The organism is Candidatus Viridilinea mediisalina, from assembly GCF_002532535.1.
GTDB lineage: Bacteria > Chloroflexota > Chloroflexia > Chloroflexales > Chloroflexaceae > Viridilinea > Viridilinea mediisalina.
This window is the reverse complement of sequence record NZ_NQWI01000014.1, coordinates 25,427-47,640: the sequence shown is the minus strand read 5'-3', so window position 1 is coordinate 47,640 and position 22,214 is coordinate 25,427. Positions and strand designations below refer to the sequence as shown.

The 22,214-nt window shown below is 56.2% G+C and carries 14 protein-coding genes; 9 read left to right on the top strand and 5 right to left on the bottom strand.

All coding sequences use genetic code 11. The features are described 5' to 3' along the window. Positions 1-363 precede the first annotated feature (363 nt). The 5 genes from CJ255_RS04905 to CJ255_RS04885 all read left to right on the top strand — a co-directional run bounded on the left by CJ255_RS04905 (position 364) and on the right by CJ255_RS04885 (position 8,037). A complete protein-coding gene (locus CJ255_RS04905; RefSeq protein ID WP_097642976.1) occupies positions 364-2,451 on the top strand; it encodes a PrkA family serine protein kinase in 2,088 nt (695 codons plus the stop codon). 100 nt (positions 2,452-2,551) lie between these two features. Continuing rightward, positions 2,552-3,655, top strand: a complete 1,104-nt coding sequence (locus CJ255_RS04900; RefSeq protein ID WP_245863197.1) for a DUF444 family protein — start codon at positions 2,552-2,554, stop codon at positions 3,653-3,655. Between the two features lie 89 nt (positions 3,656-3,744). After that, positions 3,745-6,447, top strand: coding sequence for a SpoVR family protein (locus tag CJ255_RS04895; RefSeq protein WP_097642974.1), 2,703 nt, complete (start codon positions 3,745-3,747; stop codon positions 6,445-6,447). Further along, positions 6,447-7,292 carry a peptide chain release factor N(5)-glutamine methyltransferase gene (gene prmC, locus CJ255_RS04890; RefSeq protein ID WP_097642973.1) on the top strand — a complete coding sequence of 282 codons (846 nt, stop codon included), beginning with the start codon at positions 6,447-6,449 and terminating at the stop codon, positions 7,290-7,292. Before CJ255_RS04895 ends, prmC begins: the two co-directional genes overlap by 1 nt. A 94-nt stretch (positions 7,293-7,386) precedes the next feature. Continuing rightward, a complete protein-coding gene (locus CJ255_RS04885) occupies positions 7,387-8,037 on the top strand; it encodes a hypothetical protein (protein ID WP_097642972.1) in 651 nt (216 codons plus the stop codon). A 12-nt stretch (positions 8,038-8,049) separates the two neighbouring features. Here the strand turns inward: CJ255_RS04885 and CJ255_RS04880 are convergent, their stop codons facing one another. Further along, on the bottom strand, positions 8,050-9,735 hold the full coding sequence (locus CJ255_RS04880) for a putative ABC transporter permease subunit (protein ID WP_165774574.1): 1,686 nt from the start codon (positions 9,733-9,735) through the stop codon (positions 8,050-8,052). 167 nt (positions 9,736-9,902) lie between these two features. Continuing rightward, on the bottom strand, positions 9,903-10,679 hold the full coding sequence (locus tag CJ255_RS04875) for an ABC transporter ATP-binding protein (protein ID WP_097642970.1): 777 nt from the start codon (positions 10,677-10,679) through the stop codon (positions 9,903-9,905). A 642-nt stretch (positions 10,680-11,321) separates the two neighbouring features. Here CJ255_RS04875 and CJ255_RS04865 point away from each other — a divergent pair. The 3 genes from CJ255_RS04865 to der all read left to right on the top strand — a co-directional run bounded on the left by CJ255_RS04865 (position 11,322) and on the right by der (position 13,907). Further along, on the top strand, positions 11,322-11,555 hold the full coding sequence (locus tag CJ255_RS04865; RefSeq protein ID WP_097642969.1) for a hypothetical protein: 234 nt from the start codon (positions 11,322-11,324) through the stop codon (positions 11,553-11,555). A 151-nt stretch (positions 11,556-11,706) separates the two neighbouring features. Then, positions 11,707-12,546 (top strand): sortase, encoded by an 840-nt coding sequence (locus tag CJ255_RS04860; protein ID WP_097642968.1) that lies wholly within the window; start codon positions 11,707-11,709, stop codon positions 12,544-12,546. A gap of 8 nt (positions 12,547-12,554) precedes the next feature. Continuing rightward, complete coding sequence (gene der, locus CJ255_RS04855) at positions 12,555-13,907, top strand: ribosome biogenesis GTPase Der (protein WP_097642967.1); 1,353 nt, start codon at positions 12,555-12,557, stop codon at positions 13,905-13,907. 327 nt (positions 13,908-14,234) lie between these two features. On the opposite strand, the gene CJ255_RS04850 is transcribed toward der, so the two are convergent. The 3 genes from CJ255_RS04850 to nifJ form a co-directional block, all read right to left on the bottom strand. After that, a complete protein-coding gene (locus CJ255_RS04850; protein WP_097642966.1) occupies positions 14,235-14,852 on the bottom strand; it encodes a Uma2 family endonuclease in 618 nt (205 codons plus the stop codon). Between the two features lie 174 nt (positions 14,853-15,026). Further along, positions 15,027-16,103: a dihydroorotate dehydrogenase-like protein gene (locus tag CJ255_RS04845; protein ID WP_097642965.1), complete on the bottom strand. Its 1,077-nt coding sequence runs from the start codon at positions 16,101-16,103 to the stop codon at positions 15,027-15,029. A gap of 297 nt (positions 16,104-16,400) precedes the next feature. Continuing rightward, complete coding sequence (gene nifJ, locus CJ255_RS04840) at positions 16,401-20,018, bottom strand: pyruvate:ferredoxin (flavodoxin) oxidoreductase (protein WP_097642964.1); 3,618 nt, start codon at positions 20,016-20,018, stop codon at positions 16,401-16,403. Between the two features lie 256 nt (positions 20,019-20,274). Between nifJ and CJ255_RS04835 the strand changes: the two genes are divergently transcribed. Continuing rightward, positions 20,275-22,119 carry an ABC1 kinase family protein gene (locus CJ255_RS04835; RefSeq protein WP_097642963.1) on the top strand — a complete coding sequence of 615 codons (1,845 nt, stop codon included), beginning with the start codon at positions 20,275-20,277 and terminating at the stop codon, positions 22,117-22,119. Positions 22,120-22,214: the final 95 nt, after the last annotated feature.

The window sequence follows — 22,214 nt, the reverse complement described above, 5'->3', positions numbered from 1 at the left end:
TGGGCTTTTGCGTTTTTGAGGAGGCGAGGAGGCGAGGAGGCGAGGAGGCGAGAGCTTCGCCTCTTCGCCTCTTCTGATCGCCGCCATTACGCCAACACGACATAAAATCCTTGACGCGCCTATGGCGCATTGTTATAATGCAAGCATCCATACAAACTCTCAAGCTTTCTTGCAATTTCGCTCTGGCGCGACAGCGCAGCGGCTGACGATAACCAGACTGCACGTTAGCAATCTCCGCCCGTCGGCTCCCTCTGTTCCACTGCTCACTTGTAACCTCGCGTTGAGCCACGAGGCGGCTAGGCTGTACCTTGTTGCCTTTGGGCGCAGGGCGGCACATCCCCCCCTCACTAGGAGGAAGAGTCCATGTCAACAGTCAATGGCGCTTCGCTGATGCAATTCCTTGGCTCGATCCAAGACCGCAAGCAGTTTCAGACGCTCAATTGGCGCGGAAGCTTTGCGGATTATCTTGATCTGGTTGCCCAAGACCCCAAAGTGACGCGCAATGCGTTTCAGCGCATCTACGATATGATCATGTCGTATGGCACGGAAGAGTTCATTGATGCGAAAAAGCGACTGATTCGCTATCGCTTCTTTTCCGATGAGACCTTCGATGGCGATGATGCTATCTTTGGCCTCGAAATTCCGTTGATGCGCTTGGTCAATTTCTTCAAGGGTGCTGCAAAGGGCTATGGTACCGAAAAGCGGGTCTTGTTGCTGCATGGCCCGGTTGGTTCTTCGAAATCCACCATTGTACGCCGTCTCAAGAAGGGGCTTGAACACTACTCGAAGACCGATGAGGGTGCGCTCTACACCTACGACTGGTACCTTGGTCAGGTGGATGATCCCGCTACCTTCGATTGGCGTCAGGTGCCCGAAGCGGAGTGGGAGAAGTGCCCCATGCACGAGGAGCCGCTCCATCTGGTTCCGCTTGAACACCGTGAGCACTTTTTGGCGCAGTTGAATGAGGGCCATTCTGCTGAAGAGCAAGTCCGCATTAGTGGCGATCTCTGTCCGGTCTGCCGCTTCCACTTCCGTGATTTGATGCGCCGCTATGATGGCGATTGGACGAGTGCCATCAAGCATATTCGGGTGCGCCGCCTGCTCTTTAGTGAGCAGGATCGCGTTGGGATTGGCACCTTCCAGCCCAAGGACGAGAAGAATCAGGATTCAACTGAGCTGACTGGCGATATTAACTACCGTAAAATCGCCATCTATGGCTCCGATTCTGATCCGCGTGCCTTCAATTTTGATGGTGAGTTCAATATTGCCAACCGAGGGATCATCGAGTTTGTCGAGATGCTCAAGCTTGATGTTGCCTTCCTCTACGACCTGCTTGGCGCTTCCCAGGAACACCGCATCAAGTCGAAGAAGTTTGCCCAGACCGATATTGATGAGGTGATTCTTGGGCACACGAACGAGCCTGAATACCGACGCTTAGAACACAACGAATTCATGGAGGCACTCAAGGATCGCACGGTGCGGATTGACATTCCCTATGTCACCCGCCTGCGCGACGAGGAGCGCATCTACAACCGTGATTTCAACCGCAAGCGTGTGCGGGTGCATATTGCTCCGCATACCCTTGAAGTGGCGGCGATGTGGGCCGTACTGACCCGGCTTGAAGACCCCAAGAAGCCCAACCTTACGTTGCTGCAGAAGCTCAAGCTCTATAATGGCAAATCGTTGCCTGGTTTTACCGAGGACAACATTAAGGAGCTACGCAAAGAGGCGTTGCGCGAGGGCATGGAGGGCATCTCGGCCCGTTATATCCAGGATAAGATCTCCAATGCGTTGGTTACCAACCAAGAGGAGGGTTACATCAACCCCTTTATGGTGATCAACGAACTGGAGAGTGGGCTTAAGAACCATGCGTTGATCAACTCCGAAGAGGATCGCAAACGCTACCGCGACCTCCTTGCTACGGTGCGTGAGGAGTATACCGAGATTGTCAAGAACGAGGTGCAGCGCGCCATCTCCGCCGATGAGGAGGCGATTAAGCGGCTCTGCGGCAACTATATTGACAACATCAAGGCGTATACCCAGCGCGAGAAGGTACGCAACCGCTACACGGGCCAGTACGAAGAGCCGGATGAGCGGCTGATGCGGAGCATTGAGGAGAAGATTGACATCCCTGAAGCGCGCAAGGACGACTTCCGCCGCGAGATTATGAACTACATCGGTGCTCTTGCGATTGAAGGCAAAACCTTCGACTACCGCACCAACGAGCGGTTGCATAAGGCGCTGGAATTGAAGCTCTTCGAGGATCAGAAGGATAGCATCAAGCTGACGTCGCTTGTCTCGCGGGTGATTGACAAGGATACCCAAGAGAAGATTGACGTGGTGAAGGCGCGGCTCATCCGCGACTTTGGCTACAACGAGCAGTCGGCCACCGATGTACTCAACTATGTTGCTTCGATCTTCGCTCGGGGCGATACCAAGGGGAATTATTAGTTTTATCGTGTGACGTTTTGGCGGCGTAGCCGCCAAAACATCACACGATAAGAAATTTTTGGGGGCTTGGCCCCCAAATCCCCGTAAAAAACCTATGTCAATGAAACGTGTTGACCGCGACATGGGGCGTTTTCGCCAGATTGTTCGCGGGAAGATAAAAAAAGATCTGCGTAAATACATGTCGCACGGCGAGATGATCGGGCGTCAGGGGAAGCGCTATGTTTCGATTCCCTTGCCGCAGATTGACATTCCGCAGTTTCGCTATGGGGCGAAACAGGGTGGGGGTGTCGGTCAGGGCGATGGCGATGTGGGTGATCCGGTGGCTCAAGGTGATGGCGAGCCGGGGCAGGGCCAAGCAGGCTCCGAGCCAGGGCAGCACACCCTTGAGGTGGATGTCTCGCTTGATGAACTCGCCGCTATTCTGGGCGAAGAGTTGCAATTGCCCAACATTGAGCCCAAAGGCAAGAAGAACATTGTCAGCGAGAAGGATAAGTACAGCGGTATCCGCCGGACTGGCCCCAATTCGTTGCGTCACTTCAAGCGCACCTACCGCGAAGCCCTGCGCCGCCAGATCTCTGCTGGCGATTACGACATGGCTGATCCCATTGTTGTGCCGATCCGTGACGATATGCGCTATCGCTCATGGAAGGAGACCATGCAGCCTGAGAGTAATGCGGTGATCATCTATATGATGGATGTCTCCGGCTCGATGGGCAGCGAGCAGAAGGAATTGGTGCGTATCACCGCCTTCTGGATCGAAACATGGCTTCGTTCGCAGTACAAAGAGATCGAAATGCGCTACATCGTACACGATGCCGCAGCGAAAGAGGTAGACCAAGAGACCTTCTACCACATCCGTGAGGGTGGTGGTACCAAGATCTCTTCGGCCTACAAGCTCTGCAATCGGCTGATTGACGAACGCTACCCCGCTGTTGAGTGGAATGTCTACCCCTTCCACTTTTCGGATGGCGATAACTGGGGGGGCGGCGATACCCGTGAGTGCATTGAGTTGCTCAAAAACGAACTGCTGCCCAAATCCAACCTCTTCTGCTATGGGCAGGTACGTTCGCTCTATGGTTCGGGCCGTTTTGCCCATGACCTCGAAGAGTACCTGGGTAGCGATGAGCGCATCGTCATTTCTGAAATCGCCGAGCGTGACGATATTTACGATACGATAAAGGATTTTCTGGGTAAAGGGAAGTAGCACTTCTTCTGGGTGTGACCCAACTGTGCAGGAGGGGTGCGTGCGGGAACCACGTTGCCGCGCACACCTTTCCTGCCCCCACCAAACATATGAAAAACACTCGTCTCCCCGCCCAACTCGAAGCCGCACGCGTCAACATCGAGCAGATCGCCCGCGATTTTGGCCTCGATTTCTATCCTATCATCTACGAAGTCCTCGACTACCGCACGCTCTATGAGACGGCGGCCTTCGGTGGCTTCCCCACGCGCTACCCCCACTGGCGCTTTGGCATGGATTTTGACCAACTGCTTAAGGGGCACGTCTGGGCGGGTTCGACGATCTATGAGATGGTAGTGAACACCAATCCTTCCTATGCCTACCTGCTCGAAGGCAACGAAGATGTCACCCAGAAGATGGTCATGGCCCATGTGACTGGCCACGTAGACTTCTTTAAGAATAATATGTGGTTCGCCCACACCAATCGCAAGATGCTCGATACGATGGCCAACCATGCCACGCGGGTGCAGCGCATCATTGATCGGATTGGCTATGATGTGGTCGAAGACTTTATTGATACCTGTCTCTCGCTCGAAAACCTGATTGATTACCATTCGCCCTACATCCGCCGCCCGGAAGCTCAGGCCCATAAGCCGATCATTGATGATGAGGAACCGGCTACGGTTGAGGGGCTCAAGGTTGAGCGTGAGTATATGCGCGATTATATCAATCCTCCGGCCTATATGGAGGAGCAGCGCAAGAAATTGGCAGAGGATCGCGCCCGTCAACGCCGTTTTCCTGAGCATCCCCAGAAGGATATTTTGCTCTTTCTGATGAATTATGCGCCCTTAGAGCGTTGGCAGCATACCATTCTTGAGATTGTCCGCGATGAGGCATACTATTTTGCGCCTCAAGGGATGACCAAGGTGATTAATGAAGGATGGGCCTGTGTTAAAGGTGGTTCTTTGTTGTATTCTTCACAAGGCTTAGTAGAAATTAATAGTATTGTTGCAGAAAAAGCAACTTCTGATGTGTTTGATGGCGAGGAAAATCAAAAAATATATGATTGGGCAGTTTTTCCAGATCATCCAACTATCGCTATTCGTACACGCCGTGGCTTGAAACTCGAAGGTTCGGTCAACCACCGGCTCTTGCTGCCCGATGGCGCGTGGCGCCGCCTCGATGAGTTGTGCGTCGGCGACCGTGTGTGTATCAGTGGCGGCGACCACCTTTGGCCCCAAGCGATGGTGCAACTCGATTGGCAACCGACCCGCCGCACCAGCATCCAAGCCATCACTGATGTTCTACAAGCTACCCCAGAGGTCGTGCGCCGCTTCTGCCACGGTGGTCAGCAGACCTTACTATTCGATACTCAACTCGCTCCCCTTGTCGCTGCCTACGATGGCGGGATGGCCCGCTTTGGCCCTGTCAATGGCCGCCGTAAGCCCATTCGCGTCCCCTCCGTTGTTGATGGCCGCCTCGCCGCGCTGCTTGGCTACCTCTGTAGCGATGGCCATATCAGCGAAGTGAACCGCACGATTGGCCTCAGCACCGGCGAGCTTGAACTGGCCGAGAGTTTTGCCGGCCTCGTGCGCTACCTCTTCGATCTTGAACCCGATTGGCGTAAAGACGGCAATCGCTGGTGCATCAGCTTCTCCTCCCACGAGGTTGAGGATTTCCTCGAACATCTCGGTATGAAGACCTGCGGCGCTGCACGGATCAAGAGCGTCCCCGATGTCATTCTCCGCTCCCCTGAACCTGTGGTTGCCAGTTTCCTGCGGGCGCTCTACGACAGCGCTGGTTTGGTTGGCGACACGGGTGTGGTGCTCTTGCTGGACAGTGAGCGTATGAGTGAGCTTGTACAGCTCCTCCTGCTCAACTTTGGGATTCTCTCTAGCCGTAGTAGCCAGCCTGATGGCCGTTGGCAACTCCAGATAACTGGGTACGCGGCTGAGGTCTTCTGGATGCAGATTGGCTTTGGCCTCGAGCGCAAACATGCCGCCCTGCGCCACTACAGCGAGCAACACCCCTGGGGCAATGGGGAAGACTGGAGCGACGAGATTGTGGCGCTGGAACATGGTCGCGCCACTGTCTACGACATCTCCGTCACCGCGAGCCACCGCTATGCCGCTCAAGGCTTCATCAATCACAATAGCTACTGGCACTCCACGATCATGACCCAGAAGGTCGCCTCCGCTTCCGAGATTATCTCCTTCGCCGATCTGCACAGCGGGGTGGTGGCAACGGGTGGTGGGCGGCTTAACCCTTACAAGCTCGGCTTGGAACTTTTACGCGATATTGAAGATCGCTGGAATAAGGGCAAGTTTGGCAAAGAATACGAAGAGTGTGATGACCTTGCCACCAAGCGCAATTGGGATCGACAGCTTGGCCTTGGCCGCCAGAAGATCTTTGAGATCCGCAAACTCTACAACGATGTCACTTTCATTGATGAATTCCTCACTCCCGAATTTGTCATTGAGAATAAACTCTTCACCTTCCGTTACAACCGCGACACCGATCTCTACGAGATTGCCTCGCGTGAGTTCCGCGAAATCAAAGAGAAGTTGCTCTTCCGCCTGACCAACTTTGGCCAGCCGTTCATCTATGTTGAAGACGGCAACTACAACAATCGGGGCGAGCTCTACCTGCGCCACCGCCACGAAGGGGTTGATCTCAAACTGGACTACGCACGCGAAACGATGCGGAATATCCATAAGATCTGGACGCGCCCGGTTCATCTTGAGACGGTGATTGATGAGCGGCGGCGGCTACTCGGCTTTGATGGCAGTGATTTTACCGAGCGTCGTATTGATTGATGGTCATTGATCAACTGCTACGCGAGGCGACGGCCCAACTTGCGGCTACGAGTCGGACGCCGCGGCTTGATGCTGAGTTGCTGTTGGCGCATGTGCTGAATTGGCCACGGGCGCGCCTGATTGCCGAGCGGAGCTACCAGCCCAGCATGGCCCAGCAGAGCCTGTTTGTGAGAGCGCTTGCCCGCCGTGCCGCACTTGAACCAGTGGCCTACATTGTTGGCCATAAGGAGTTCTACGGGCTTACGCTTGAGGTTACTGCGGCTACGCTGGTGCCTCGTCCCGAGACGGAGCTTTTGGTGAGCCTGTGTCTCGCGCAGGCGGCAACCTATGCGGTGCGGCCTGCGCCATTGCGCATTGCCGACATCGGCACTGGCAGTGGGGCGCTGGCGCTGGCTTTGGCCACACATATGCCCCATGCTTTGCTCTATGCTACCGATGTATCTGCTGCGGCCTTGGAGGTGGCCGCCCGTAACGTTGCTCGCTATGGTCTGAGTGAACGGATACATCTGCTGCAAGGCGACCTGCTCGCCCCGCTACCTGAAGCAGTAGACCTGATTGTGAGCAATCCGCCCTACACGATTCTTGCCGAAGTAGAGGCCAACGTCTTGGCTCATGAGCCTCATCTGGCGCTGGATGGCGGCCCCGATGGTGCCGATCTGTACCGCCGCATCATCCCGGATTTGGGCGCATACCTTCGTCCAGGCGGGGCTGTCCTCTTTGAAATTGGGGCCTGGCAAGGCCAGATTGTTCGCAGCCTGGTGCAGCAGCACTACCCCCAAGCGCTCATCAACATCCAGCGTGATCTAGCCGGACACGAGCGCGTCGTGATTGTCACAAAGCTGTAAAGTCGGTGTAATCCTGCTGTCATCCCAAACTCTAGTTGAAGTATGGGGCGCGTTTTTATACTAGAGACTCTAGGGAATCAGGAGGCACCCCACCATGAATGCACTTTTCGTTGCACTTGGCATCGCGGTCATAACCTTACTCGCGCTACTGCTCTGGTTTGTCCCCCACCTACTGCACCAGCAGTCGCTCCGCAGTGCCGAAGAGGCGGCAGATCTGCGCGATATGTTGCTGGACATGCTCAATGAGCAAGAGAGTGTGACTCTGCGACAGGCGCAACTGAGTAGTGCGATTGCCCATTTGCAAGATCAGTTGGAACAGATTGTGAGCGGTACGCCTGCTTCCCCCCAGCTTGAGCGCAGCCAAGCGCCTAGCGTTGATCACCAAGCCCTTGTGCTGCTTGAAGAGCGCATTACGGCTATGCAGGGCCAAATTCAAACATGGCTAGAGGCCCGCACCAGGGTACAGCGCAGTGCGCTTGACCAAGACAACGAAGCCTGGGCCAATCTTATGAGTCTGCTCGCAGCCATGCAAGAGCGTCTCGGCGATCTCTCAGCCGAGCGCACCAGCACGAGGGTAAGCGTGCAAGCGCGGGCGCTGGTTGAAGATTTGGAGCAAGAGATGAATCATTTGCGCTCCATCTCGGACGACATTGCGACTCTGCAATGGCGGCTCCGTCGTTCGCTCACCGAGCGCGAGAGCAACATCTCGACGCTACGGGCTAAGACGATTGCCAGTAGCCGATAGTCGGACGTCAATTCACACCTCAATGCGTTCCAACCCCCGGATACCAATGAGGGCTCCAAGCCCAACTACGAGGCCGGTTAGCCCGACGGCGAGACCCCAGCCAGTGAGGATCACCGCAAGGCCAAGCAATCCACCACCGAGTAGGCTACTGGCAGCTTGGGCTCCGAAGACAATCACGAGCATGAAGAGGATGTAGAGCGGGTAGAAGATGGAACTGAGGCAACTGCTCTGCCATGTTGTCTGTTGGGCCGGGTTTTCCCAATTGAGGCGTGGAAAGGCGGCTCCAAGCCCAATCCCAAAGGATGCACTCCCTAGGCCGACAAGTTGCAGGAGTACCCATTGCTGCGTGACCACCAGTGGGTTGGTTTGGCTCAACAGGCCAATGCCAAGCAGGAAGAGCGTGCCAATTACTGGGAAGGGTAGGTAGGCGAGGGCTAATTTGCCCAATAGCAGACGCCAAGGGCTAATGGGTGCTAACTTGAGCAACCAGAAATTCTTACCCTCGCGGCTGACCCCACCGCCCGCAATCCCATTCGAGATACTGATACAGATAAAGAAGGCGATACTTGCTCCCATTAACTGTTCGGGCCCACCCAGACCACTCGCGCTTGCGCGATCACCCATAAGAATCTGGAAACTCCAGATCAGCGCCAAGGCCAAGGGAAAGATCAAGACCTGAAGATTGCGTAGATCACGCACAAAGAGGCGCAAGTCTTTGACCAGAATGGCCCGCGATTCTTGGGGTAAGAAGAGGGGCAAGCGTCCGAACAACGCCCCGCGTGGTGCCTGGGGCTTGGGCCGCTGCTTGCCCCCCTGCTGGGCCAGATTGCTCCAGCCCACATAGTAGAGCCGCTCGGCCAGCAGCAGGCAGGCGCCAAAGGCAAGTACTGAACTGAGCAAGAAACTGCCGCCATAGAAGGCGAGGGGCAGCAACTGCCCCTCGCCGGCGGCCACCAAGGCCCGCCCGGCCCAGGCTGAAGGCAACAAGGGCTGATCAACGCTGCGGAGCGACTCAAGGTTAGCGGGGGTCGCTGTGCTCATGGCAATGCGCCCACTAAATTGGATCAACAGGTAGAAGCCAACCCCCAACATGCCGCCCAGCAGGCTTACGATTTCACGCGCACGGCGCGGAGGAATCACCCGTATCACCGCCATCACAAGGAGCGCCCCTAGCCCGGCTGGCAGCAGGGGTAAGCCGAGTATGACCACAAGGGCTGCAAATTGGTAGAGCAGCCCATAGCCCATACCCTGCCCGTAGCCCACGAGCACGGGCCAAACGAAGGCAACAATCAAGAGGTATTGGGTACTTAAAGCGCCAAAAAACTTCACCACAAAGACCGCCCGCATCGGGGTGGGGGTCGCCAACAACATATCCAGATCGCCCGAAAGATAGAGTGAATTGAGCAGACTACTAAAGCTTGAAAAGATCAACAAGCCCAACGTGCCCAACAGCACCAGACTAGGCAGGGTAGCGAGGAGCAGATCGAGATCAAACGCCACCTCAGGCGTCTCATTGGCCGCCTCTTGCAACAGGAGTGCCAACTCCGGATCGCGCAGAATGGCCACCATAAAGCGCGTAAAGCCATAGGCACCCAACGAGCCCAGGGCAAAAAAGAGGCCAACAATCAGCAGGCCGAACTTCTGTTTCCAGCCGCTACGCCAAAAGGTATTGCGCGTAATCTGCAGACGCGCACGCATGAGTACACGGATTGAGTGAAGCATGGGGGTGAGGAACAGGGGAACAGGGGAACAGGGGAAGGAGAACAGAGAACAGAGGAACAGAGAACAGGGGAACAGGGGAGCAGGAAATACGCGCCAGCGTCGCGGTGGCTGAGCCTGTCGAAGCCACCGCGACGCCACGCCGCCTACGAATCCAAAGTAGCCGCCAGGGCTTCAGCAGCGCTACCGCTTGTGAGGCTGAGGAAAATATCCTCCAGCGAGCCATCACTACCGGCGCGCAGTTGTTCAAGGCTACCGGCAGCGATAATCGTCCCGTGGTTGATGATCAACACACGGTCGCAGAGGCGCTCGGCGATTTCTAGGATATGGGTGGACATAAAGACCGCCGCGCCATGATCGGCGACCTCACGCAAAATATCTTTGATCAAGCGGGCGCTCCGTGGATCAAGGCCAACGGTAGGTTCATCGAGGAAGAGTGCGCGTGGCTGATGCAAGAGCGCCCCGCTGAGGGCAGCCTTTTGGCGCATGCCGTGGCTATAGCCACCGAGCAACTCATCGCCCCGCTCCACTAGGCCCAAGAGTCTCAACAACTCCTCGCCGCGTTCGCGGGCAGCTTTGGGTTCAAGCTGGTAGAGCCCGGCAATCAACTCCAGATACTCGCGGGCGGTTAATTTCTCAGGCAAGTAGGGCTGATCGGGCACATAGCCGAGTAACGCCTTGGCGCGTAAGGGCTGTTGTTGAAGATCAAAGCCGCCAATGCGTGCCACACCCTCACTCGGACGCAGTAGGCCAATCAACATCTTAATCGTCGTCGTCTTGCCCGCCCCATTTGGCCCCAAGAAGCCAACAATTTCACCGGGGGCTACGGCCAAATCTACCCCTTTGACGGCGTAGGTCTCACCATAACGCTTTTGCAAACCGACCGCCTCGATCAGCGGTGCGGTGCTAGGCTCTCCGTGCATGAAGCCCTCTTTATACCATTGCCGAATGCAGATTGTCGATTGCAGATTGTCGATTGCAGATTGCAGATTGCAGATTGCAGATTGTCGATTGCAGATTGTCGATTGCAGATTGTCGATTGCAGATTGTCGATTGCAGATTGCAGATTGCAGATTGCAGATTGCAGATTGTCGAACATGGGCGTCTCAATGGGCTTTAGGGAAGCGGATGTTGTTGATTGCCCCGTTGCTTGGTCACCCTGAGCGAAGGTTCGTAGCAATGTTCCTGTTTGCGCCGTAGGTAGTGCCGACGTTAGTCGGCTCCCATCGCTGCCAAAGACCTCAGCCGACTAAAGTCGGCACTACGATGCCTGCGCCCCATGTCCTATTCAGCATGACAAGTTGCTGAGATACGTAACAATTTCTGCTTCCCTTAGCATTCTTGATTATGCGGCATGTTCAATTTTCAAGCTGCTGAGAGCATTGTAGCACTAATAGTTTAGGGTTGAGAGCTTGAGCGCGGCTTCGCAGCCCCCTTGACTTGCGTTACCTGAGCAACTACACTGTTCATGTACAAGGGAATTATGTTCCCGTGCGCACCCTTACCATGGGGAACGTAGATTGTTGCAAGGCAAAGCCTTGCCGTCAAAGAACTGAGGAGATGTTATGACTCCCGCTCGCCCGAATGTTCAGCCCCATAAGACGCACCTGCACGCCGGTTGTCGGAGCGATGGGGGCGGTGATAGCACCGGGACGACGGCGCTGCGTGCGCTATTGCTGTTGACTGAGGCGGTGCAGCCGCATGATCAGGTACTCAATCGTATCTCTGATCAGGAACTGGCGCTGCTGCGGGCCGCTTTGGTGCGCCTGCATGGTGGCGATCCGCGCAAAATGGCCTAAGCGATGGTTTCAGTTCACCTTACAGTTTGCGAGGACGCGAGGACGCGAGGACGCGCAGCCTTCGCAACTTCGCCTCACGCATCCTCGCAAGATACTAAAGCGACTTTCTGTGTTTCTGAAACCTTGCCTAATGGCTCTGAAACCATCCTGCATGTTCCAATTTAATCTGCTGAAAACACGCAAGGTTGCGGAGGAGTATCCGTATACCTTGGGTCAGCGTGTACAATGGACGCTGAGTAATCTGTTGATCTTGGCTGGGTTCTACCTGCTGCTCTATGTGGGTGGGATGTATGCCTATATCGAACATCAGCGTGCCGCAGCGCGGGGTGATAGTGAGCTTGAAGTATCCCACATTCTAGTACGCGCACCGAGCCTGCCGGTGCTGCCAACCGCACCCGTAAGGCCCGATCCGATCAGTAGCAATGCGCGTGAGCCTGTGGTGGTAGCAACGCAGCCTAACAACGGGCAGTTGGTTGGCGTTCGCCCTGAGCCTAGCCAGATAATCCAGCCCACCAGCGTCGAGCGTGTGATTTTGCCTAGTATCTTGGTTGATGCCAAAGTGATTGAGGTTGGCTGGGATTTAATTGAGCATGCAGGTGAACTGGTCTCGGTCTGGCAGGTGGCTGAGTTTGCCGTGGGTCAGCATAAAGGCTCGGCCAATCCCGGTGAAGGTGGTAACATTGTGCTGGCGGGTCATGTCGGAGGCTATGGCCAAGTTTTCCGTGATCTCTTCTATGTCCTGCCCGGCGATGAGGTTGTGTTGCATAGCAATGGCCAGGTCTACCACTACACCGTGAGTGAACGGCTGATTGTTGATGAAGAAGGGCCACATGTTACCACTGAACAACGTCACGCCAATGCTCAACTGATCGCACCCACCGACCACGAAGTGGTCACCTTGGTCACCTGTTGGCCCGCCAGTGGCCCTGATAAGTTCACCCAGCGTGTCATCATTCGGGCTGTGCCGAACGATGCACAACGTGGTGGTTAAGTAGCACCATGACAAAACCAATTGTGGCTTTAGTTGGACGCCCCAATGTAGGCAAGTCCACCTTTTTTAATCGATTGATCGGCGAACGGCGGGCGATTATTGAGGATCTGCCCGGAACAACCCGTGATCGGCTCTATGGCGATAGTTTCTGGAATGGGCGTGAGTTTACGGTGGTGGATACGGCGGGGCTCTTGTTTGGTGAAGATGACCCGACATTGCCCGCGCATGAATTGCAGAACCGTACCCGCTCGCAGGCGCAGTTGGCGATTGAGGAGGCCGATGCGGTCATCTTTATGGTGGACGGGCGCGATGGCTTGACGACGGCTGACGCTGATGTAGCCGAGGTGCTGCGCCCTATGGCAAAGCATGTTGTGCTGGCGGTCAATAAGGCCGATAGTGTTGAACGACAGCTTGATGCGGTCGAATTCTATGCGCTCAATTTGGGCGATCCGATTGCCATGAGCGCCTTCCACGGCCTTGGCACGGGTGATGTACTCGACCGTCTGGTGGAGATCTTTCCTGAGAACCAAGGGGATGTTGAGGAGGAACGTCACCTGCGGATTGCAATTGTGGGCCGCCCCAATGTAGGCAAGTCGAGCCTCGTGAATCGGCTGATTGGTAGCGAACGAGCGGTGGTCTCCAGTGTCCCCGGCACCACCCGCGATGCCTTCGATACGATCATCAAGGTACACGGCGAGCCGGTGACGCTGATTGACACAGCGGGCATTCGCCGCTCCGGGCGGATCGAGCAGGGCATTGAGAAGTATTCGGTGCTGCGGGCCCTCCGGGCGATTGAGCGCTGCGATGTCGCCATGCTGCTCATAGATGCCACCGAGGGGGTGACGGCGCAAGATACCCATATTGCTGGCATGATCCTTGAGGCCAAGAAGGGTGTGGCGCTGCTGGTCAACAAGTGGGATGCGGTTGCAAAAGACAATCAGACCTACAAACTCTTCGAGGCGCAGGTGCGAGAAGCCTTTAAGTTCATTGATTACGCCCCGATCCTCTTCATCTCGGCGCTCGAGGGCCAGCGCACTGGGCGCATTGTGCAATTGGCCCGCGAAATCCAGGATGAGCGCCTGAAGCGCGTGCCGACGGGCGAACTAAACGCCTTCTTGCGCCAAGCGGTGCTCGATCAGCCGCCCATGGCGATCAAAAAGGGTGCCCACTTGCGCCTCTACTACGCGGTGCAGCCCCAAACCGAGCCACCAGTCTTTCTCTTCTTCGCCAACGACGGCAGCCTTGTCCACTGGTCATACGGGCGCTACCTCGAGAACCGCCTGCGCGAACGTTATGGCTTTGGCGGCACACCAATTGCGATTGTCTTCCGCTCAAGGGAGAAGAAGGAGAAGGAGCGGTAGATGAGCTCGTGCGCTTAAGGATACAGAAACGAGAATATAGAAAATAGGTGTTAGGGACAATACCTTTCAAATAAGCTCGCGCAAAGGCGCAAAGCCGCAAAGGTAGTGCCGACGTTAGTCGGCTGAGGTCGCTGACAACCCCCGGATGCCGACTAACGTCGGCACTACGACTGTAAAGCTGAAAGCGCGTTTCTGAAACCATCCCTAAGAAGCTGTCTGAAAAGCTAGTGGGCACGCGTTGGAGTGCCGGCTTTAGCCGGCTGAAGCCGGCACTCCAACGCCAGTTGATAGGCTTTTCAGACAGCCTCTAACAACATGGTAAAGTCCCTACCCTGCGGCAACTACCGCTCGGTCATCAGAGGGTGACTCTGGCGGCATATCAACCATCTCATAGGTGTCTGCCAGCACAAGGACACACTGAATTGAAGCAAGCATGATTGAGGCTTCAATGCCTACTGCTTCGTTGAGCATCCACGTCTGCGTCTCAGAGCGTACATAGCGTTCGATGTGATACGTATTCTGTGCCACAAGAATATACTCTTTGAGTGAGGCGATAGTACGGTAGTTTTGAAATTTAACCCCACGATCATAGCGTTCGGTTGATGGAGAAAGGATTTCAATAATAACTGTCGGATTGATAAGCGTATCCCGTTTCATCATATCGGTAAATTCAGATGTTCCGCAAACAACGGTAATATCAGGATAGGTGTATAGCCCAGTTTTTTCTACTTTAATCCGCATATCACTGGGGTAAATACGACAGCCTCTTCCGCGAATTTGATTATGCAAAATCGCAGTAATATTACTCGCGATCAAATTGTGGGCTTCACTGGCCCCTGACATTGCAAAAATCTCGCCAGCATAATATTCGTGTTTAATCACACTCTCCTGCTCACGCTCAAGATATTCTGCCTCAGTGAGATACGTTTTTGGTTGGGCAGTCATACCAATTCCCTTTCATGCCGCATAGCAAATGATGGCAACGTGCATTGCTATGCGGCATACCCTATTTTTTACTCGTAAATGGTTAATACCAAATGCCTAATGACCTTCAAGCGCATTGAGACGCCATGTCCGGCTATCAGCTATCGGCTATCGGCTATCGGATTTGGTATAACCCTACTCATCATCCACTGAGGTACTGAGGAAGGGGTAGAGCATCCCGCTGGTGATGGCTGAGTGGGACGAGAAGCCGGTGTTGAAGCGGAAGGAACTGAGGACCTTCATGTAGTTGGCGCGCTCGAAGGCGGCGGGTTCGGCGACGGCCCGTTTGCTCATGCTGCCCTGCATGAGTTCGATGGATTCGTATTCGTGTTCCTCCATCCAAGCGCGGAGATCCTGAACCATGTCTACGACATGGCTTGGCCCGTCGCCTTGTAGCAGCGCCGAGGCCATCATAGCCACCTTTGCGCCCGCCATCATGCATTTGAGTACGTCGCTGGCGCTGTGAACGCCGCTGGTGATGGCCATGTCGGCGTTGATGTGGCCATACAGCATGGCAACGGCCCGTAAGGGTAGACGCAGTTCGTCGGGGGTGCTGAGGTGCAGGTTGTGGATAACCTCAAGGTTGTCGAGGTCAAAGTCGGATTGGTAGAAGCGGTTGAAGAGCACGAGGCCGTTGGCCCCGGCTTCGTCGAGGCGCGCTGCGAGGTTGGGTAGGGCGGTGAAGAAGGGGCTTAACTTGACCGCCAGGGGAATCTTGATCTCGGCCCGCACAGCCCGCACGAGGTCTACATAGGTCTGTTCGAGATCCACACTAGTGATGTGGGTCTCGGTGGGCATGTAGTAGATGTTCAACTCGACCGCATCGGCACCCGCTTCTTCCATGAGTTGGGCATAGTGTACCCAGCCGCCCGGCGAGACGCCGTTGAGGCTGCCGATGACGGGGATGTCTACCGAATGTTTCAGTTTGGCCAACTGATCGATGTAGCGTTCAGGGCCAACGCTGTAGCGCCCGGTATCGGGGAGGTAGCTGAGCGCCTCGGCGAAACTATCGGCACCGTGAGTGAGCAAGAGATCGATCTCGAGGCTCTGATGGATGATCTGCTCCTCAAAGAGGGAGTACATCACAATCGCTGATACGCCAGCATCGGCGAGGCGGCGTACCGTGTCGATGCGCTGGGCAATGGGTGAGGCCGACGCGACAAGCGGGGTCTTGAGCTTGAGCCCGAGGTAGGTGGTACTCAGGTCTGGCATAGGGGGTCTCTTCTTCTGTTGGGGTATTGGTCTTTTGAACCACAAGTTAAACCCCCGGCGGGAGTTTGGGGGCGGCGAAGCCGTCCCCAAAAAGACTCTTTTTATTCCGTCGGCGGGGGTTTGGGGGCGGCGAAGTCGCCCCCAAAAAGACTCTTTTTGTTCCGTGTTGGCGGCTTCGCCGCCAACACGGAACAAAAAACGGGGTTTGGGGCATAGCCCCAAAGCGGGTTTTAGGGCGGCAGCCCTAAACGTCATATAAGACCTCACAGGTCGCACAGACCTGTGAGGTCTAGGGACTTAATCTTTCATCATTTGGGCCAAGCGATGGTAGTGTTCGGCGTTGTTGCGTTTGGCTTCGGCGAGCAGGGCGTCGGCACGCTGGGCGTCGGTACGCACGAGCATCTGGAAGCGGCCTTCGCCAGCGGCGTACTGTTCGGGGGGAATGCTGGGTTCCTTGCTATCAATGTGCAGCGGGTTCTGGCCTTGGGCGATCAGGTCGGGGTTGAAGCGGTAGAGGACCCACATGCCCGACTCGACGGCCAACTTCTGCTGCTTCAGCCCGCGACGCATGTCAATGCCGTGGGCGATGCAGTGGCTGTAGGCGATCACGATGGAGGGGCCGTCGTAGGCTTCCGCCTCTTGGATGGCGCGTAGGGTCTGAAGGGCATCGTAGCCCATGGCGATGCGGGCAACGTAGACGTTGCCGTAGGCCATAGCAATCAGGCCCAAGTCTTTCTTGGCGGTGGCTTTGCCTTTGGCGGCAAACTTGGCTACGGCGGCGAGGGGTGTGGATTTGCTGGCCTGGCCGCCAGTATTGGAGTATACCTCAGTATCGAGGACGAGGATATTGACGTTGCGCCCCGAGGCAAGCACATGGTCAAGTCCGCCATAGCCGATGTCGTAGGCCCAGCCGTCGCCGCCCAAGATCCAGACGGTGCGGCGCACAAAGAGATCGGCCAGGGAGAGCAGGTCGCGCAGCGGACCAACGTCGGCCCCAACGTCCCCTTCGAGCAACTTGGTCAGGTGCTGCTTGAGGGTGGCGACGCGGGCGCGTTGGGCACTGATGCCCGCCTCGTCGCGCTGCTCGGCGTGCAGCAGGTCTTGCACCAACTCGGCGTTTAAATGGGCCGCCATGCGTTGGATCAACTCGTAGGCATACTCCTGCTGCTTGTCAATCGTCAGGCGCATGCCCAAACCAAACTCGGCGTTGTCCTCGAAGAGCGAATTGGACCAAGCCGGGCCGCGCCCTTCGTGGTTGAAGGCCCACGGGGTGGTTGGCAGATTGCCGCCATAGATGGACGAGCAGCCCGTCGCATTGGCAATCACCGAGCGGTCGCCAAAGAGCTGGCTGACCAACTTGATATAGGGGGTCTCGCCACAGCCAGCGCAGGCACCGGAGAACTCGAAGAGCGGCAGCAGCAGTTGCGAGTTCTTCACCGTGCTAACCTGAAGCTGGGTGCGATCAACGTCGGGCAGGCTGAGGAAGAAGTCCCAATTGGCCACTTCGTTCTGGCGCAGCGGCGCTTGGGGGGCCATATTGATCGCTTTGCGCCCGGTCTGGCGCTTGTCTTTCACCGGACAAGCCTCGACACAGAGGGCACAGCCGGTGCAGTCCTCAACCGAGACCTGGATCGTGAACTTCTGGCCGGGGAACTCTTTGAAGCGCGCTGCGGCACTCTTAAAGCTGGCGGGGGCTGCCTCAAGTGCTTCGGGGGCATAGACCTTGGGCCGAATGACGGCGTGGGGGCAGACGAAGGCGCATTTGTTGCACTGGATACAGATGTCGGGCTCCCAGACGGGCACTTCGAGGGCGATATTGCGCTTCTCGTACTTGGTAGTGCCAGTGGGGAAGGTGCCGTCGCAGGGCATCACACTAACCGGCAGATCATCGCCGCGCAGCGCAATCATCTTAGCCAAAACGTCGCGCACAAAGGGTGGAGCATCGGCAGAGACCGAGGGCTGCATATGCAGTTCATTGGTGGTGGGCGCTTCTGCGGGGATGCCAACCTCGTAGAGATTATCGAGGGTCTGGTCTACCGCCATAAAGTTCTGCTTGATCACCGCATCGCCACGTTTGCCATAGGTCTTCTTGATACTCCGCTTAATCTGAGCGATGGCCTCATCGCGGGGCATAATACCCGAAATGGCAAAGAAGCAGGTCTGCATCACCGTATTCACGCGCCCACGCATGCCGGTAGCATGGGCGACCGTAGCAGCATCAATCACCCAGAGGCGCAAGCCCTTCGCACGGATCGTCTGCTGCACCTCAGCGGTCAGATGGTTCCAGACCTCATCAGGCCCATAGGGGCTATTGAGCAGGAAGGTGGCACCGGGTGCGGCATAGCGCAGCACCTCAAGGCGTTCGAGGAAGTTGAACTGGTGGCACGCAACAAACTGGGCCTGGCCGTCGCCAATCAGGTAGGGGGCGCGGATCGGTTCGGGGCCAAAGCGCAGGTGGGAGATGGTGACCGAGCCGGACTTCTTGGAGTCATAGACAAAATAGCCCTGAGCATCGTTGGGCGTCTCTTCGCCAATGATCTTGATCGAATTCTTATTGGCACCAACGGTACCATCAGCCCCCAGCCCCCAGAAGATACAGCGCACCGTCGCGGCTGGCTCCACATCAAAGCTACGGTCATACTCAAGGCTCGTCATGCTCACATCATCGGTAATACCAACTGTAAAGCGCGAGCGGGGCTTAGGCAACTTGAGCTCATCAAAGACCGCCTTGACCATACCGGGGGTAAACTCCTTGGAGGAGAGGCCATAGCGCCCGCCAATGACGGTGGGGAGCTTGCCGTTGGCAAAGTGTTCGGCACCAAACTCATAGACAGCGGTGATCACATCGAGCAGCATGGGCTCACCGGAACTCCCGGGCTCTTTGCAGCGATCAAGGACTGCAAGGGCCTTCGTGGTCTTAGGCAGAGCCGCAATCAAGCGTTCGGGGGCAAAGGGGCGATAGAGGCGCACCCGCAGCACACCGACCTTCTCGCCGTGGGCTGCGAGGTACCGCGCCGTCTCTTCGACGGTCTCACCGGCGGAGCCCATCACCACAACGACGCGCTCGGCATCACTGGGGCCACTGTAATCAAAGAGTTGGTACGCACGCCCAGTGAGGGCCGCAAAGCGATCCATCGCCTGTTGGAAGATTTCGGGGCAGGCGTTATAGAAGGGATTCACACTCTCGCGGGCTTGGAAATAGACATCGGGATTCTGGGCGGTGCCACGCAGCACCGGGCGTTCGGGCGAAAGGGCGCGGGCGCGATGGGCGCGTACAAGCTCATCGTCAATCATGGCCCGAATGATTGCCTCACTCACCGGGGTAATCTTATTAACCTCGTGGGAAGTGCGGAAGCCATCGAAGAAATGGATGCAGGGCACCCAGGCTTGGAGCGTAGCTGCGTGGGCAATCAGCGCCAGGTCTTGAGCCTCTTGGACGGAACCGGAGGAGAGCAGAGCCCAACCAGTTGCGCGCGTTGCCATCACATCGGAATGGTCACCAAAGATCGAAAGCCCTTGGGCCGCAATCGAGCGGGCGGCAACATGAAAGACTGTCGGGGTCAACTCACCGGCAATCTTAAACATATTGGGGATCATCAAGAGCAACCCTTGGGACGCGGTGAAGGTCGTAGTGAGGGCCCCAGTCTGAATGGCCCCATGGATCGCCCCGGCGGCGCCACCTTCAGACTGCATCTCATAGACAGTGGGCACCGTACCCCAAAGATTTGGTTTGCCAGTCGCAGCAAAGGCATCAGCCGCCTCGCCCATAGGTGTAGAGGGGGTAATCGGATAGATTGCGATCACCTCACTGAGCAGATAGGCAACATTCCCAGCGGCCTCATTGCCATCAATCGTTACCTGCGGGATTGGATCATCGAAGCCCGCTGCTTGCTTAGTCGCCTGAAGCACATCCATACAAGGCGCCTCCTTCAAGTATTTGTCTCCACTCTCTCCGGTCTCTGATCAGTATATATTTGTGTAGGGATGCACTAGGTAAAAGCCGGGCAACCCATAGTGATGATCTCTTTCTTTGTGTGAAATTTTGCATCGGGGTCTATTTGGGTCTGGTCCCAAGCATCGCCGGGAGGCGAAAGCAGTCCTTGAGCATGGCGATACCTTAGGCATATCTGGTATAATCCTTAGTGGGAGTAGCAAACAGATCACCCACTATATGACGCACTATCACTCACTGCGCCCAGATGAGGCGGCGGTAAACCTGTCCGAACAACCGGCTGTACCGCGTGCAACTGTTGCGCCAGCTTTTCATGCGCGTCAACGCTTTCTGCGCGTGTCGGCCTTCTTCCTTGGCGTCATTGCCCACATCTATTTTTGGGACATTTTTCTTGTCCGTTTTGCTCTGTGTCGCTGGTATGTGCAGCGCACCATGACGGCCCGTTGGGTCAAGTTGGCGCACAAGTTTCGCCTGCTCGCGCTCGAGTTGGGGGGCATGCAGATCAAGTTGGGGCAATTTCTCTCGGCGCGTGCCGATATTATGCCCGACGCGGTGCGGCGTGAATTGGCCGGTCTGCAAGATGAGGTGCCCCCGGCACCTGCGGGCCATGTGCTTGAGGTGATCCTCGAAGAGTTGGGGGCGCTTCCGCAAGAGGTTTTCCTGCAGTTTGATGAGCATGCGGTGGCTGCTGCCTCGCTTGGCCAGGTACACTTGGCTACGCTGCACGATGGACGCCAGATTGCGGTCAAGGTGCAACGCCCCTACATTGATCGGATCATTGAAGTTGATCTTAGTGCGGTGACGTGGGTGGTACGCTTGATTAAGAACTATCCGCCGATTCGCCGTCGCGCCAACCTTGAAGCGCTCTTGGCTGAGTTCGCCGTGGTGATGGTGCGCGAATTGGATTATATCCAAGAGGCGCAGAGTGGGGCGCTCTTCCGTAAGAATTTTGCTGGTGTACGCGGTATTTATGTGCCAGAACCGCTGTTTGAGTATACGACGCGCCGCGTGCTGGTGATGGAACGGATTGAGGGGATCAAGATTAGCGACCTGCGAACCCTCGATAACCTAGGGGTTAGTCGGGCCGAATTGGCCTCGCGGCTGAACAACTGCTATCTCAAGCAGTTCTTCGTGGATGGCTTCTTCCACGCTGATCCGCATCCGGGCAACCTCTTTGTGCGCGTCGAACCAGAAGTTCCAACCGTGTATGTCAATGGGTTTCAGGCCGAACAGCTCAAATACCGGAATGGCTTCCTCGAAAACGGCCAACTCCTCGGCGATGCTGAAGCGCAGGCGTCCAAGCCAGGGCGCCCCTTTACCCTAATCTTTATTGACTTTGGCATGGTTGGCGATATAACCAAAGAGACCATGGCGATCATTCGTAGTGGGGTGGTTGGCCTGGCGATGAACGACCCCGAGCGGATTGTTACGACCCTCGAACAACTCAATATGATTCTGCCTGGCTCGGATCGCCGCCCCTTTGTGCAGGCTGTCCAGATTATGATGCGCCACTCGTACAATCGGACGATGCGCGAAATGACCAATCTGGATGTTGAGGCGATCTTTGATGAGACGAAAGATCTGGTCTACGACTTACCTTTTCAGATTCCGCAGAATCTGCTCTATTTTGGGCGGGCCTTGAGTATGGTGGAAGGTTTGGCAACCGAGATCTACCCCGATATTAACCTTTTCCACGAGATACAACCTTTTGCGCGACGCATCCTCGATGAAGAGCAGCGCAACGGCCATTGGCCTGATAAGTTGCAGAAGGAACTGCGCGAACTTGGGCAAATTATGTTGGCCCTACCCCGCCAGATGGACACTTTCTACCGTTCGGCCAACCGGGGCGAACTGGCTACGCGGATTGACATGGCCCGCCTTGAGCGTGGCATGCGCCGTGTGGAGCGCTCGACCGACCGCTTGGCTGGTGGTGTGGTTGCTACTGGTTTCTTCTTAGGCGGGGTGCAACTGCGTACCCGTGGCCTCGAACGCGAATCGCAGCGGGCTTGGTGGGCCGCCGCTGCCGCGCTAATCTGGATGCTCTGGCCACGGGGCGAACGGTGATCGGGTGGTTTGGGTCATTGCCGCAAAAGAACGCAAAGGGATGGTTTTAGGATACTTACCGTTTGCGCTATTAGGTAGTGCCGACTTATGGTCTT

Bases quoted from the DNA above. Each gene is read 5' to 3' on its own strand.
- CJ255_RS04835 (WP_097642963.1), top strand. From the start codon at position 20,275: ATGACGCACTATCACTCACTGCGCCCAGATGAGGCGGCGGTAAACCTG.
- CJ255_RS04875 (WP_097642970.1), bottom strand. From the start codon at position 10,679: ATGCACGGAGAGCCTAGCACCGCACCGCTGATCGAGGCGGTCGGTTTG.
- CJ255_RS04860 (WP_097642968.1), top strand. From the start codon at position 11,707: ATGTTCCAATTTAATCTGCTGAAAACACGCAAGGTTGCGGAGGAGTAT.
- CJ255_RS04885 (WP_097642972.1), top strand. From the start codon at position 7,387: ATGAATGCACTTTTCGTTGCACTTGGCATCGCGGTCATAACCTTACTC.
- nifJ (WP_097642964.1), bottom strand. From the start codon at position 20,018: ATGGATGTGCTTCAGGCGACTAAGCAAGCAGCGGGCTTCGATGATCCA.
- CJ255_RS04880 (WP_165774574.1), bottom strand. From the start codon at position 9,735: ATGCGTGCGCGTCTGCAGATTACGCGCAATACCTTTTGGCGTAGCGGC.
- CJ255_RS04895 (WP_097642974.1), top strand. From the start codon at position 3,745: ATGAAAAACACTCGTCTCCCCGCCCAACTCGAAGCCGCACGCGTCAAC.
- CJ255_RS04905 (WP_097642976.1), top strand. From the start codon at position 364: ATGTCAACAGTCAATGGCGCTTCGCTGATGCAATTCCTTGGCTCGATC.
- CJ255_RS04845 (WP_097642965.1), bottom strand. From the start codon at position 16,103: ATGCCAGACCTGAGTACCACCTACCTCGGGCTCAAGCTCAAGACCCCG.
- der (WP_097642967.1), top strand. From the start codon at position 12,555: ATGACAAAACCAATTGTGGCTTTAGTTGGACGCCCCAATGTAGGCAAG.
- prmC (WP_097642973.1), top strand. From the start codon at position 6,447: ATGGTCATTGATCAACTGCTACGCGAGGCGACGGCCCAACTTGCGGCT.
- CJ255_RS04850 (WP_097642966.1), bottom strand. From the start codon at position 14,852: ATGACTGCCCAACCAAAAACGTATCTCACTGAGGCAGAATATCTTGAG.
- CJ255_RS04865 (WP_097642969.1), top strand. From the start codon at position 11,322: ATGACTCCCGCTCGCCCGAATGTTCAGCCCCATAAGACGCACCTGCAC.
- CJ255_RS04900 (WP_245863197.1), top strand. From the start codon at position 2,552: ATGAAACGTGTTGACCGCGACATGGGGCGTTTTCGCCAGATTGTTCGC.